Here is a 13,876-nt window from a genome sequence, read left to right as displayed (position 1 = left end):
AGTCGCTGGCCGGGATGCCCACGGCCGTCCTGGTCCTGTGGGTCCTCACCCTGGCGGGCTGGGCCACGGTCGGGGCGGGCCTGCGCCGGGGCCTGTCGGGGTACGCCCGCCGCCTGGCCACGGCCGCGCACGTGGGCACGCTGCCGGGGCTGATCCTGCTCCACACGACGCTCGGGTTCGGGTCGCTGCACTGCGCGATCGCGGCGTTCGCGCAGTGGTGGGCGCTGGCGCTGGTGACCGGGTTCCGGCCCGAGCGGCTTCTCGTCTCGGGCGGGCCGGGCCGGGCGGCCGCCTGGGCGGCGGCGACCGCCGCGCTGGCCCTGGCCGCGACGCGGCTGATCTTCTGACGTCCCGCCCGGCGGGAACCTCCATTGGGCGGGGCGGGTCAAACCTACGTAGTATCCGGGGAAAGCGGAGCCCAAGACCTCGGAGGTGGATCATGCCGTGCGCGCTGTGCGGGGACATCATCCCGACCGAGATCGCGCGCTGCCCGGCCTGCGGCGCCTGGGCCAGGCGCCGCGACTTCCGGGCGGTGGGGGTCGCGGTGTTCATGCTGCTGGGCTTCAACGCCTTCATCGCGCTCGGCTCGGGCATCAGCCTGATCAGGGCCGCGCATCCCCTCCGCGAGGCCACCCACGACACCTACGACCCGGCGGCGACGGGACGCTCCCTGGCTCCCTACGGCGACGTCTTCGTGATCTGCGGGATGATGGCCGCGATCACCGGTCTGCTGTATCTGGGCTGGCTGTGGCGCGCCTACCGGCAGTCCCCCGGCCCGCACCGCCATCACCAGGCGTGGGTCGTCTTCGGCTGGATCACCCCCGTGGTCAACCTGTGGATGCCCCCGCGGCTGGTCTACGAGACCTGGGTCAACAGTGGCCGGTACCGGACGGCCCAGCGGCATGCCGCCGGGCTGGTCGTCAGCGGCTGGTGGGTCTGCGTCCTGCTGGGGCTGGTGCTGGCGCGGTGGTTCAACGGCGGCAGCGTCCACACGCTGGCCGAGGCGCGCTTCGAGGTGCACCTGGGCGTGGCCGCGGCGGCCTGCCAGGCCCTGGCCGCCGCGTTCTGCATGGCCACCGTGTTCCAGATCACCCGCATCCAGGTCACCCGCGAGGACTGAGGGCGCTCACCGCGGGGTCGTCGGGCCCGAGCTGCCGCCGCTGGCGTGCCAGAGCCTGGCGGGCGGGTGCTTGACGGCCGCGCCCGCGGGGGCGATGTCGGCGTAGGGCGACACCGCGAACCCGTTGGCGTAGACGATCTGGCGCCCCGCGGGGCGTCCCGCCGGGCGGCGCGGGCGGGATGTGGACGCCATCGCCCGCCGGACGGCCCCGGCCCCGCCCCGCCGCCACTCCTCGTGCAGGACGGCCAGGTCCCAGCAGCCGGTGGCGGTGAGGTTGACCGCCACCGCGCCGGGGCGCCGCACCCGTCCCCGCACCAGCAGCAGCCACGATCCGAAGACCGTGGCGGCGCAGCGGTCCTGCACCGACTCGAAGAAGGCCAGGTCGACGGGGCCGGTCGCGTCGTCGAGGGTGGCGAAGATCACCCGCTGGCCGGACCGGACGGCCGGGGTCTGGGTGGCGACCTTGACGCCCGCGACCAGCACCTCGCCGCCGCCCGGCAGGCCCGGCAGGTCGGCGGCGCGCACGACGCCGAGCGCGTCGAGCAGCTCGTCGTAGAAGGTGAGCACGTGGCGGCTGACGTCCATGCCGAGGATCTCCAGCTCGGCCTCGACCATCTCCGACGGGGTCATCGGCGGGAGCTCCCCGATCGGGATGGGCTCCACCAGGCCGACGCCGCCCTCCTCGGCGCCCAGCCGGAGCTGGCCGTCCACCTCCCCCCGGGACGGACGCGACGACGCCCGCTCCAGCGCGCCCACCCGGCACAGCAGGTCGCGCCGCGACATCGCCGGACGGGGCGGCGCGGCGTACAGGGCGTCGAATCCCCCGGCCAGCACCAGCCGTTCCACCACGGGCCTGGTGGCCCTGGCGCGGGCCCAGAAGTCGGTCAGCGACCGGTAGGGCCGCCCGGCGACGATCCGCTCGACCTCGCCGCCGCTGATGCCCTTCACCTCGTTCAGCGCGACCCTGATCCCGGCCTGCCCGCCCTGGGACACCGGCTCGGCGTGCCACTGGGCGCCGGAGCGGTTGACGTCCAGCGGCAGGACCGGGACGCCGAAGTGCCGCGCGTCGTCCAGGATGACGCGCTTGGGGTACATGCCGGGGTCGTGGGTGAGCACCCCGGCGTAGAACTCGGCCGGGTGGTGCCGCTTGAGCCAGGCCGACTGGTAGGTGGGCAGGGCGAACGAGGCGGCGTGCGCCTTGCAGAACCCGAACGCGCCGAACGCCGTGAGCGTCCGCCAGACCCGTCCGATCGCGGCCTCGTCGTAGCCCCGGGCGCGGGAACGTTCCCGGAACCAGGCGCCGACCTCGGTCTGCCCGGCCTCGTCGGCCAGCCGGCGGCGGGCGGCCTCGGCGTCGGAGAGCCCGCAGCCGGTCATCGTGGCGAGAATCCGCAGCACCTGCTCGTGGAAGACCACCACGCCCAGGCTCTCGGCGAGCACGCCGGCCAGGTCGGGGTGGGGATGGACGACCGGCCGCCGCCCGTGCCTGGACTCCAGGAACGGCGTGACCATGTCGGCCGAGACCGGGCCCGGCCGGAACAGCGAGATGTCGATGATCAGGTCGCCGAGGTCGCGGGGCTGGAGCCGCCCGATCAGCTCGCGCTGGCCGGGCGACTCGATCTGGAAGCAGCCGAGCGTCCTGCTGGTCCTGATCAGCTCGTAGGTGGCGGGGTCGTCGTGCGGGATCGCCTCCAGGTCGACGCGCTCCCCGGTGGTGCGGGCGATCTCGTCGACGGTGTGGGCCATCGACGACTGCATCCGCACCCCGAGGACGTCGAGCTTGAGCAGCCCCATGGCCTCGACGTCCTCCTTGTCGAACTGGCTCATCGGGAAGCCGGCCTGGCTGCGCTCCAGCGGCGTGCGGTCGCGCAGCGTCGCGTTCGACAGCAGGACGCCGCACGGGTGCATGGCGATGTGCCGGGGCAGGCCGTCCAGCCGTTCGGCGATGCGGAACAGCACCGCCAGGCGCTCCTGGTTCAGGTTGCTCTGCCGCAGCTCGGGCAGGTCGCGCAGGGCCGCGCGGATCTGCCGGGCCCGGATGTGAGGGAACGCCTTGGCGATCGTGTCGATCTCCATCGGGGGCAGCCCGACGGCGTTCCCGACGTCGCGGATGGCGCTGCGGGCCCGGTAGGTCTCCATCATCGAGACGCAGGCGACGGCGTCCTCGCCGAAGTGGGCGAACAGCGCCCGGTAGGCCTCCAGGCGGCGCGCGGACTCCACGTCCAGGTCGATGTCGGGCAGGCCCTCGCGGCTGTCGGCCAGGAACCGCTCCATGACCAGGTCGTGCCGGAGCGGGTCCAGGTCGCCGATCCCGAGCAGATGGTTGACCAGGCTGCCCGCGCCCGAGCCCCGGATCGCGCACCTGATGCCCCGCGCGCGGATGAGCCCGGCGGCGTCGGCCACGGTGAGGAAGTAGGGTTCCAGGCCCTTGCGGGCGATGATCCCCAGCTCGTGGGCCAGCCGCCCGGCCGCCTCCTCGGAGCGGTCCATGCCCCGGCGGGCCAGGCCCTCCCGGCACCGGGCGGCCAGCCGCGCGCGGGGATCGCCTTGGCTCTCGGGCAGGTGGACGGCGTCCATGCCGAGGTCGCGGTCGCCGTCCACGACGCAGCGTTCCGACAGCCGCCTGGTCGCCTCCAGCAGCCCGGCCGCGCCCTCGGGGCCGCAGCTCAGCTCGGCGACCCGGCGCAACTGCTCCTCGGACTTGAGGTACGCCTGCCCGGTGTGGTCGTCCAGGTGCCTGCGGTGCAGCGGGACGAGCCGCCGCGAGGCGTCCAGCACCTGCGCGACCGGGGAGTCGGCCGGGTCGAGGTAGCGCACCGCGTTGCCCAGCACCGCCGGGACGCCGCTCTCGGCGGCCAGCGCCAGCATCCGCGCGGCCCGGTGCGCGTCGCCCCGGTCGTGGTGGTCGACGATCTCGAGAACGGTCTCGGCGGTGGCGCGCCAGGCGGCCAGCAGCCCGGCCGCCACGTCGGGACGGCGCCCGGCGACGGCCCGCCCGACGTCGGACTCGGGCCCGAGCAGCACCACGAGACCGGCGGAGTGCTCACCGATCAGCGCGCGGCCCGCCACCGGGTCGCCCCGCTCGCCCGCCAGGTGCGCGGCGGTCACCAGGCGGCACAGCGAGGCCCAGCCCGCGCGGCCCTCGGCGAGCACGACCACCCGGTCGCCGCGCCCGTCCGGGCCGGGCGGCGCGGTGGCCAGATCGGCGCCGAGGACGGGCCCGACGCCCGCGGCGCGGCAGGCCTGGACGTGCTTGACCGCGCCGTAGAGCCCGTCGCGGTCGGTCAGGGCCAGCGTCGCCATGCCCAGCCCGGCCGCTCGCTCGGCCAGGGCCCGGGGCGTCGCGACGCCGTACCGGAGGGAGAAGCAGGAGGCCACGTGAAGGTGCATCGGCCGCCTCAGTCCCAGACCCGGGAGAGCATCCACGTGTCGGCGGCCACGTCGTGGCGCAGCTCGTAGACGCCGATCTCCCGTTCCGGGGACGCCTCGACCCGCCAGAACTCCCGCTCTCCCGAGACCTCGGTCTCGGGGTGCTGCTCCAACCACCAGTCGCGGGTGGTCACCCAGTGCTCCAGCACCCGCCTGACGGTGTAGAGCCTTCCCCGCCACACGAACCTGACCGGACGCCCATCGGTCACCCAGACGTCCACAGGGTCGCCGAATACGCGAGTCATCTGCCTCCCCCGGTCTTCGATCTCGTCGCGCCACACGGGGGAAGACATGCGGCCTTTACTCGAACATACGTTCGTTCGTGAGTCTAGGGAAGGCCCACCCGGGAGGGCAAGGTGGGGTGGGGCCGGATGGCCCGCTCCCGGACGTCCCGAAGAAGACGCAGGTCAGCACGGTCAGGTCAGCAGGAGCACCAGCCGCTCGGCCACCCGTCCGACCTCGCCCACATCGGCGATGCCGCCGCCCGTCCACAGGTACGACCAGCCCGGCCCGGCGGGCGTGGCGACGACCATGACCTGGCGCCGGGTCGCGGGGCCGACCACGCCCAGGACCGACTCCTCGGGCCCGGCCATCCGCCACCGCAGCCCGCGCGCCTCGACCTCGTAGGCCAGGGTCGACAGATGACGCCGCCGCACCTCGGCGATCTCGTGCTCCCCGATAACCGACACGAGGGGATCCTTCCCACGCCGGACCTGCGGGGCACCCCACCAAGGGTCACGAGATGCTTACGCGGGCGGGCGCCACCGCGCGATTCCTCCTGTCCTCCGCATGTGCGTTCGTGATACACCCTGTCGAGGGCGAACGCGCGAAAGGCCCCGCGCACAAAGGGATCTCGAAGGAGCGACCGATGACGGCAACCGCCCCGGACGGCCGCGAGGACGGCGAGCCGGTGCGGGGGGACGACCCCGCGCATCCCTCGGCGGCCGAGTCGGCCGAGGCCGGACCGGTCCAGGACGGGGACGCCGCGGAGCCGCCGCCCGGCTCCGGGCGCGCGCTCGCGGGGCTGCGCGAACGCAAGAAGCAGCGCACCCGGATGGCCCTCATCGACGCCGCCCTCGACCTGTTCCTGGAGAAGGGCTACGACGCGACCACGATCGACGAGATCGTCGCCGCGGTCGAGGTGTCGCAGCGCACCTTCTTCCGCTACTTCGCCACCAAGGAGGACGTGGTCACCGGCTTCCTGGCCGAGCACGACCAGGTCATGATGGAGTGCCTGGCCGGACGCTCGGCCGGCGAGCCGCCGCTCACCGCGCTGTTCGAGTCGCTGCGCGAGATGATGGAGTCGATGACCGACGCCTCCGCCGAGGCCGGCAGGTTCCGCCGGATACACCAGGTGATCGAGGCGAACCCGCCGCTGCTGGCCGCGCAGATGGCGCGCTACGCGCAGGCCGAGAAGACGCTGGCCGCCGAGATCGCCCGCCGCCTCGGCGTCGACCCCGAGGACGACCCGCGCCCGCAGATCATCGTCGCGATCTACAGCGGCTCGGCCCGGGTGGTGTTCGAGGACTGCGCCCGCAAGGAGATCTGGGACGTGGCGATCATCTCGGAGCGGATGGAGCGGGTCCTGACGCTGACCCGCGACTGCGTGCGCGACTGGGTCTGAGGGCGGGGCCGCCTCTCCCTCCCAGGTCTTGCGAGAGAGCGCGCCGCGTCATCCCGGACGGCGATGCGCGGCCCTCCCGGCCGCCCGTAGGGTGTTGCCACTCTCAACGATCTTCGAGGAGCCTCCCCCGCCATGACGACGACCAGCGCCGTCAGACCCCTTCTCCAGGACGAGCCCCGCACCCTCGGCCCCTACCGGCTGCTCGGGCGGCTGGGACGCGGCGGGATGGGGACGGTCTACCTGGCCGCCGACCCCGAGAACCGCCGGGTCGCGCTCAAGGTGGTCAACGCCGAGCTCACCCGCGAGCCGGCGTTCCTCGCCCGGTTCCGCACCGAGGTCAGCTCGGCGCGCAAGGTCAACCGGTTCTGCACGGCGCCCGTCCTGGACGCGCAGGTCGAGGGCGAGCCGCTGTACATCGTCACCGAGTTCATCAAGGGCCCGAACCTGGAGGACGCGGTCACCAGGAACGGGCCGCTGCCGGGCTCGGAGCTGGAGGGCCTGGCCGTCGGCGTCGCGACCGCGCTGGTCTCGATCCACGGCGCCGGGATCGTCCACCGCGACCTCAAGCCCGCCAACGTGCTCCTCTCGCCGACCGGCCCCCGGGTGATCGACTTCGGCATCGCCCGCGCGCTCGACGCCGCCGACGGCCCCACCCGCACCGGCCAGATGGTCGGCACCCCAGCCTACATCGCCCCGGAGCTGATCCGCGGCGAGCCGGTCACCGCGGCCTCCGACGTGTTCTCGTGGGGCTGCGTGGTCGTCTTCGGCGGGACGGGACGCCCGCCGTTCCTGGGCAAGAACGTGGCCGAGACCTTCAGCCTGATCACCGGTGGCCGTCCGGTGCTGGACGGCCTCGACCCGGCCCTGCGCGACCTGGCCGCCGCCGCGCTGGCGAACGACCCGCGCGACCGGCCCACCCCGCAGGAGATCCTCGACCGGCTGGTGGGCCGCGAGCACGCCGACCCCGAGCGCGCGGCGCATAACGTCTCGATGACCTGGATGCGGCCGCCCGCCGCCGTCCAGCAGCCGAACGTCCCGCCGCCCGCCCCCGCGCCGGTGTTCGACCCGGTGCCGCCTTCCGCGACCAGCACCACCGAGGCCCCCGACCCCACCGAAGCGCCCGCGCCGGTGCCGGTCGCGGCCGACGGCCCGGGGACGGTCCAGGTCGACCTGCCCTACCCCGAGCGGTGGAACGGCCCCCGGCGCTGGTTCACGCTGTTCAAGGGCCTGCTGGTCGTCCCGCATCTGATGATCATGCTGGTCATGACGATCCTGCTCGTCGTCGTGATGCTGTGCAGCTGGATGGTCATCCCGTTCACCGGCCGCTACCCCCGCTCGCTGTTCCTGATCGCCCAGGGCTTCCAGCGCTGGTCGGGACGGGTGGTCGCCTACGCGTTCATGCTCACCGACGAGAAGTTCCCGCCCTTCCGCACGCTTCCCCGTCCCCGCCGCCGAATCGGATCCTGAACATCGCGGGCGGACCGCTAGAGTCGTCCTCACCGCCCCGATCACCCCGAAACCTCCAGGATCTCGATGACCACGCACCCAGGAGAGAGCTTCGATTCCCTCCGCCCGGACGACCCCAGGGAGCTCGGCCCCTACCGCCTCGTCGCCCGGCTGGGCCGGGGCGGCATGGGCACGGTCTTCCTCGGCGAGGGCACGGCGGGCAACCGGGTCGCGGTCAAAGTGATCAACCGGGAGCTGGCCAGCGAGCAGACGTTCCGCGACCGGTTCCACCGCGAGGTCACCGCGGCCCGCCAGGTCCGCCGGTTCTGCACCGCCCAGGTGCTGGGCGCCGAGCTCGACCACGAGCCGCTCTGGGTCGCCACCGAGTACATCGAGGGTCCGAGCCTCGACCAGGCCGTCGCCGAACGCGGCCCGCTGCCCGGCTCCGACCTGGAGGGCCTGGCCGTCGGCGTCGCGACCGCGCTGGCCGCCATCCACGGGGCGGGCATCGTCCACCGCGACCTCAAGCCCGCCAACGTGCTGCTCTCCCCGACCGGCCCCCGGGTGATCGACTTCGGCATCGCCCGTGCCCTGGACGCCTCCGACGGCCCCACCCGCACCGGGCAGATCGTCGGCACCCCCAACTACCTCCCGCCCGAGCTGCTGCGCGGCGAGCCGATCACCCCGGCCTCCGACGTGTTCTCCTGGGGCTGCGTGGTGGCCTTCGCCGGGACGGGCCGCGCCCCGTTCGCGGGCAACACCATCCCCGAGATCTTCTACCGTGTCGCCCACGACCCGCCCAAGCTCGACGGGCTCGACGCGGGTCTGCGCGACCTGGTCACCGCCGCGCTCGACAAGGACCCGGCCAGGCGTCCCTCGGTGCAGGAGCTCCTGGGCAGGCTCGTCGGGCATGCCCAGCCCGACCCGGCGCGGGTGGCCGAGACCGTCCAGGCGTCCTGGCACTCCCAGGGCGGCCGGGCCCAGTACCAGGCGCCGACCCGTCCGGCCCCGACCGGGTTCCACGGCGACGGCCCGACCCGAGACGAGACCGCACCGCCCTACGGGCCGCCGCCCGGCGGCCGCCGGGGCATCCGCAAGCCCCTGCTCATCACCGCCGCCGCGCTCGCGGTCGTCGCCGTCGCGGGCCTGGCCACCGTCGCCTACTCCGCGCTCAGCTCGCCGGGCCCGCCGGAGAAGCTGGCCACCGTGTTCAGCGACACGTTCTCCGAAACCGACTCGGGCTGGAACGGCGGCGAGTTCAGCAGCCAATACGGGTACATCGGCGGCAAGTACCGGCTGGAGACCGACAGCAGTTACGCCTACCGAGGCCGATGGGTCCCCAAGGAACCGGCCGAGATCCCCGGCAGCGTCCTGGTCACCGCCACCGCGACGGTGCTCAAGGGCGCCCCGGACGGCAGGTACGAGATCTCCTGCCGGTCCAAGGACGACGGCGCCCAGCAGTACGGGTTCTCCGTCCGCAACGACGGGAAGGGCGCCCTCCTCGTCAAGACCGCCGTTGATCGGGGCACCAAGAACCTGGTCGTCGCCGACGAGGTCGCCGGGGTCAAGGGCACCGGCAAGGCCAACACGCTCAAGGCCGCGTGCGAGGAGCAGGAGAAGGGCAAGAAGATCCGCCTGCGCCTGTGGGTGAACGGCAAGCAGGTCTTCGACCACACCGACGGCGACAGCCCCCTGCCCAACGGCCTGGCGGGCATCGGCGTCGCCCGCGGCGGCAACGCCTCCACCCAGTCCGTCGCCGACTTCGACGACTTCGACCTGTCCAAGATCCTCGGCTAGGGCAGGTATCCGGCCGTCCAGCGGGTGAGCTCGGCGAACACCTGGTCGCGGACCGGCTTGGCCGACAGCACCAGGTCGTGCACGCCGCCCTCGATCTTCACCAGCGTCACGTGGCGTCCCAGCCGGGGCGCCCAGCGCGCCATGTGCTCGACGTCGAGCACCGCGTCGGCCTCGGTGAGGCCCGCGACGCCCGGCTTGGGCCGGACGCTGCGCGTGGACGACATCACCAGCACCGGCACGTCGATGTCGAGCCCCGCGTGCACGCGCAGCTGACCCCGCCGCACCGCGGCCAGCCACGCCGCCCGGACGGGGAAGCCCAGCAGCGGCTTCCACTCCAGGTCGAAGTCCCATTCGCCGTCGTGCTCGACATGGATGCTGCGCGGGTAGGCGTCCGACACCCCGGCGGGCAGCGTGGCCTTGGGGAACCGGGCCCGCAGCGCCCGGGCCAGGCCCGCGCCGAGCTTGCGCATCACCAGCGGCTCGGCGATGTCGAGGAACGGGCTGTTGAGGAAGACGCCGTCGACCAGGCCCCGGCCGCGCACGCGGTCGGCCCACAGCGCCGCGATCAGCCCGCCGGTGGAGTGCCCGTTGAGCAGCACGACCTCGTGGCCGTCGTCCTCGCGGACGATCCGGACGGCCGCGTCGATCTCGGCGAAGTACTCGGACAGGCTGTCGACGTAGTTGGGCGTCTGATGGGGCCGCAGCGAGCGCCCGTACTTGCGCAGGTCGAGGGCGTAGAAGTCGAAGCCCTGCTCAAGGTAGAAGTCGGCCAGGTGCTTCTGGAAGAAGTAGTCGATGAAGCCGTGCACGTAGAGCACCGCCCGGCGGCGCGGGTCGGTCGCCCGGCGCCGGACGAGCGTGGCCACGACCGGCCCCTCGGCGTCGTCGCCCATCGGCAGCTCGATCGCCTCGTAGTCCGGTCCCAGAACGTCCGTCGTCGCTTCCATAGGCCCTCATTCTCACCGAACCGAATTGCCCTCTTGACTTCCACCTGAAAATCTATGCCCCGCGTGTGTTCGTCCGCTCCCCTCTCCAGGAGTCGCCCATGGCCAGTCCCTTGCGAACGTCCGATCCCGAGCGGCTCGGGTCCTACCGGATCACCGGCCGTCTCGGCCGTGGCGGCATGGGCACCGTCTACCTCGGCGAAGACGAGCGGGGGCGCCAGGTCGCGGTCAAGGTCATCAACGCCGAGCTGGCCGACGAGGAGGCGTTCCGCGCCCGGTTCCGGCGCGAGGTGACCGCCGCCCGCCAGGTCCGCCGCTTCTGCACCGCCGCCGTGCTCGACGCGCGGCTGGACGGCGAGCCGCTCTACGTCGTCACCGAGTTCGTCGACGGGCCCGGCCTCGACCAGGCCGTGGCCGAGCGCGGGCCGATGTACGGGGGCAATCTGGAGGGCCTGGCGGTCGGCATCGCCACCGCCCTGAGCGCGATCCACGGCGCCGGGATCGTGCACCGCGACCTCAAGCCGTCCAACGTGATGCTCTCGTCCACCGGCCCCCGGGTGATCGACTTCGGCATCGCCCGCGCCCTGGACGCCGTCGACGGCCCCACCCGCACCGGCCAGTTCGTCGGGACGCCCTCCTACATCGCCCCGGAGATCCTGCGCGGCGGCGAGATCACCCCGGCGGCCGACGTCTTCTCCTGGGGCTGCGTCGTCGCCTACGCGGGAACAGGACGCGCCCCGTTCGCGGGCAACACGGTCCCCGAGATCATCCACCGGGTCATCAGCGACCCGCCCGTCCTGGACGGCCTCGACCCGGCGCTGCTCCCGCTGGTCTCCCGGGCGCTGGCCAAGGACCCGGCGCAGCGCCCCAGCCACAACGAGCTGCTCACCTCGCTGACCGGCCACGCTCCCGCGAGCGTCCCGCCGCAGCCCCCGACCGTCGCGACGCCGCTCACCACCTCGTCCACCCGGGAAGACTCGGCGCCGCCGTCCCGCCGCGTCCCCGGGGCCCGCAAGGTCGGCGCCATCGCGGCGGCCGTCGTCGCCGTGCTCCTCGTCGGCGTTCTCGGCTGGACGATGTTCGGCCCGGCCGACGGCCCGCCCGAGCCCGGCACGGCGATCGTGCTGAAGGACAATTTCGAGAGCACCGGTTCCGGCTGGCCGAACCAGTCGTACGACTGCGGCGGCTACGACACCAAGCTCAAGGTCTACTCCATCGGGGTCAAGTTCACCGGCGACAACCGCAAAACCTGCGCCACCCCCGGCCTCCGTGTCTCCCCTACCAAGCGCTACCTGCACGACCTCAAGGTCAAGCTGTTCGGCGGCCCGGCCAACGGGCAGTGGGACGCGGGCACGTGGGTCCTCGGCAAGGACAAGAAGTGGTACGACGTCGTGTTCCGGCCGGACGGCACCGTCCGGCTGGTCAAGTGGGGCGCCGATCGCGGCAGCGAGCTGAAGTCCGCCAAGGTCGAGGGCTTCAAGTCCACCGGCTTCAACCGGCTCCAGGTCGAGGTCGACCTGCGCGGCAAGGGCACCAAGATCAAAGTCTGGGCCAACGGCTCGGCGGCGATCGACCACACCGACACCGACACCCCGCTGCGTGAGGGCGACACCGGACTGGTGGTCAACCGGCCGTGGAACTCCGCCGGAACCAGCGAAGCCTGGGCGCAGTTCGACGACTACGCGCTGAGCGAGATCCCCGAGTAGTCGCCCCCCGTACCGAGCGCTCCGGGCCGTCCCTAGGATGAGGCGGCCATCATGATCAAGAGTGCGGAGGGCGCGGGATGACCGGCAACGAACTCCAGGCGGGGCTGCGCCGCCGCCACATGACGATGCTCGCGATCGGCGGCGCCGTCGGGGCCGGGCTCTTCGTCGGCAGCGGCGAGGTGATCCGAAGCGCCGGGCCCGCCGCCTTCCTGTCCTACACCGTGGCCGGGATCCTGGTCCTGTTCGTGATGCGGGCCCTGGGCGAGATGGTCGTGGCGCGGCCCGTGGCCGGGTCGATGGCCGAGTACGCGCGGATGGCGCTCGGCCCCGGTGCGGGCTTCACCACCGGCTGGCTCTATTGGTATCTCTACGTGATCTTGGTCGGGGCCGAGGCCGTGGCGGGCGCCGCGATCCTGGCCGACTGGGTCGACCTGCCCAAATGGCTGCTGGCCGCCGCGCTGCTGCTGGTGATGACGGCCGTGAACCTGGCCTCGGTGCGCTCGTTCGGCGAGTTCGAGTTCTGGTTCGCCTCGATCAAGGTCGTGGCGATCGTGGTGTTCCTCGTCCTGGGCGTTCTGTGGGTGCTCGGGTTGTGGCCCGACTCCCCGGGTGGGCTCGGCAACCTCACCGACCATGGCGGGTTCGCCCCGAACGGCACCACGGCGGTGTTCTCCTCGATCGTCACGGTGCTGTTCGCGTTCGGCGGCACCGAGATCGTCACGATCGCCGCCGCCGAGAGCAAGGAGCCCGGACGGGCCGTCGCCCGCGCCACCAGCAACGTGCTCTGGCGGGTCGCGCTGTTCTACGTGTTCTCCATCTTCCTGGTGGTGGCGATCCTGCCGTGGAACGACGCCGAGGCCCTGCGCAGCCCGTTCGTCGGCGCCCTCGACCGGCTGGACGTCCCGTCCGCCGGAACGATCATGCAGGCGGTGATCCTCACGGCGGTGCTGTCGGTGCTGAACTCGGCGATCTACGCCTCGTCCCGGATGCTGCACGTCCTGACCCGCGACGGCGACGCGCCCGCCGGGCTGGTGAAGGTCAGCCGCCGGGGCGTGCCCGTCCGCGCCACGCTGCTCGGCACGGTCGCCGCGTGGGGCGCGGTCGTGGCCTCCTACGTCTCGCCCGACCAGGTCTTCAAGTTCCTGATGAACTCCATCGGCGTCATCCTGGCCTTCATCTACCTGGCGATCGCGCTGGCGCAGCTGCGGCTGCGCGCCCGCCTCCAGCGCGACGACCCGGCGAGCCTCGGCTACAAGATGTGGCTGTACCCCTATCTCACCTGGCTCGTCATCGGCTCCCTCCTGGTGGCCCTCGGCGCGATGGCGTTCATGGACGCCCAGCGCAGCCAGCTCCTGGCCTCGGTCACCAGCCTGGCCGTGGTGGTGATCCTCTACCCCCTCCGCAGGCGCTTCGGCCGTACCCCGCCCGTCCAGCGCCCGGTCACCGTCCCCCAGCCCGCCGACGACTGATCACGCCCACGCGGGGAACAAGACGCCGCATGGGGGGCAACATGCGAACGCGTCTCGCCGCGCTGGCCGTGGCGATCATGGCGGTGACCGGCGGCTGCGGGGGCGGCGACAAGTCGGTCAAGAGATCCGAGCTGGAGAAGGGGGTCGCCGACCAGCTGGACAAGCAGGTCGGGCAGCGTCCCAAGAAGGTCGACTGCCCCAAGGACCTCAAGGCCAAGAAGGGCACCGCCATGCGCTGCCGGCTGGAGGCCGACGACGGCTCCAAGATCGGGCTGACCGTGACGGTGACCTCGGTGGAGGGCAGCAAGGTGCGCTACGCCATCAAGGTCGACCGCAAGTAG

12 protein-coding genes are annotated in these 13,876 nt (G+C 72.8%); 8 read left to right on the top strand and 4 right to left on the bottom strand.

Features of this window, described 5'->3' with window-relative positions; translation table 11 throughout:
* Window positions 1-14: 14 nt before the first annotated feature.
* Both ACQPY4_RS11020 and ACQPY4_RS11015 read left to right on the top strand, forming a co-directional pair.
* Entirely contained in the window at window positions 15-347 is a 333-nt protein-coding gene (locus ACQPY4_RS11020; RefSeq protein WP_433335169.1) for a hypothetical protein, read from the top strand.
* 92 nt (window positions 348-439) lie between these two features.
* Window positions 440-1,120: a DUF4328 domain-containing protein gene (locus ACQPY4_RS11015; RefSeq protein ID WP_433335167.1), complete on the top strand. Its 681-nt coding sequence runs from the start codon at window positions 440-442 to the stop codon at window positions 1,118-1,120.
* A gap of 6 nt (window positions 1,121-1,126) precedes the next feature.
* Here ACQPY4_RS11015 and ACQPY4_RS11010 read toward each other — a convergent pair whose 3' ends face one another.
* From ACQPY4_RS11010 to ACQPY4_RS11000, 3 genes are all read right to left on the bottom strand, one after another.
* Window positions 1,127-4,510 (bottom strand): DNA polymerase III subunit alpha, encoded by a 3,384-nt coding sequence (locus ACQPY4_RS11010; RefSeq protein ID WP_433335165.1) that lies wholly within the window; start codon window positions 4,508-4,510, stop codon window positions 1,127-1,129.
* A gap of 8 nt (window positions 4,511-4,518) precedes the next feature.
* Window positions 4,519-4,794 (bottom strand): DUF6504 family protein, encoded by a 276-nt coding sequence (locus ACQPY4_RS11005; protein ID WP_433335163.1) that lies wholly within the window; start codon window positions 4,792-4,794, stop codon window positions 4,519-4,521.
* A gap of 171 nt (window positions 4,795-4,965) precedes the next feature.
* Window positions 4,966-5,238, bottom strand: a complete 273-nt coding sequence (locus ACQPY4_RS11000; RefSeq protein ID WP_433335161.1) for a hypothetical protein — start codon at window positions 5,236-5,238, stop codon at window positions 4,966-4,968.
* Window positions 5,239-5,417: 179 nt separating this feature from the next.
* Here ACQPY4_RS11000 and ACQPY4_RS10995 point away from each other — a divergent pair, with 179 nt between their 5' ends.
* The 3 genes from ACQPY4_RS10995 (at window position 5,418) to ACQPY4_RS10985 (ending at window position 9,416) form a co-directional block, all read left to right on the top strand.
* The gene (locus tag ACQPY4_RS10995; RefSeq protein WP_433335159.1) at window positions 5,418-6,173 is read left to right on the top strand and encodes a TetR family transcriptional regulator; all 756 of its coding nucleotides are present in this window, start codon (window positions 5,418-5,420) and stop codon (window positions 6,171-6,173) included.
* A gap of 132 nt (window positions 6,174-6,305) precedes the next feature.
* Window positions 6,306-7,640 carry a DUF4389 domain-containing protein gene (locus ACQPY4_RS10990; RefSeq protein WP_433335157.1) on the top strand — a complete coding sequence of 445 codons (1,335 nt, stop codon included), beginning with the start codon at window positions 6,306-6,308 and terminating at the stop codon, window positions 7,638-7,640.
* A gap of 66 nt (window positions 7,641-7,706) precedes the next feature.
* Window positions 7,707-9,416: a serine/threonine-protein kinase gene (locus ACQPY4_RS10985; RefSeq protein WP_433335155.1), complete on the top strand. Its 1,710-nt coding sequence runs from the start codon at window positions 7,707-7,709 to the stop codon at window positions 9,414-9,416.
* On the opposite strand, the gene ACQPY4_RS10980 is transcribed toward ACQPY4_RS10985, so the two are convergent.
* The gene (locus ACQPY4_RS10980) at window positions 9,413-10,363 is read right to left on the bottom strand and encodes an alpha/beta hydrolase (protein WP_433335153.1); all 951 of its coding nucleotides are present in this window, start codon (window positions 10,361-10,363) and stop codon (window positions 9,413-9,415) included. The genes ACQPY4_RS10985 and ACQPY4_RS10980 overlap by 4 nt on opposite strands.
* 98 nt (window positions 10,364-10,461) lie before the next feature.
* On the opposite strand from ACQPY4_RS10980, the gene ACQPY4_RS10975 reads away from it, so the two are divergent.
* The 3 genes from ACQPY4_RS10975 to ACQPY4_RS10965 all read left to right on the top strand — a co-directional run bounded on the left by ACQPY4_RS10975 (window position 10,462) and on the right by ACQPY4_RS10965 (window position 13,876).
* Window positions 10,462-12,066, top strand: a complete 1,605-nt coding sequence (locus tag ACQPY4_RS10975) for a serine/threonine-protein kinase (protein ID WP_433335151.1) — start codon at window positions 10,462-10,464, stop codon at window positions 12,064-12,066.
* A 77-nt stretch (window positions 12,067-12,143) separates the two neighbouring features.
* Window positions 12,144-13,535, top strand: coding sequence for an amino acid permease (locus tag ACQPY4_RS10970; protein ID WP_433335149.1), 1,392 nt, complete (start codon window positions 12,144-12,146; stop codon window positions 13,533-13,535).
* A gap of 41 nt (window positions 13,536-13,576) precedes the next feature.
* Window positions 13,577-13,876: a DUF4333 domain-containing protein gene (locus ACQPY4_RS10965; RefSeq protein WP_433335147.1), complete on the top strand. Its 300-nt coding sequence runs from the start codon at window positions 13,577-13,579 to the stop codon at window positions 13,874-13,876.

Source organism: Spirillospora sp. CA-294931, assembly GCF_050946795.1.
In the GTDB taxonomy this organism is placed as follows: Bacteria; Actinomycetota; Actinomycetes; order Streptosporangiales; family Streptosporangiaceae; genus Spirillospora.
This window is presented reverse-complemented; position numbering and strand designations above follow the sequence as displayed.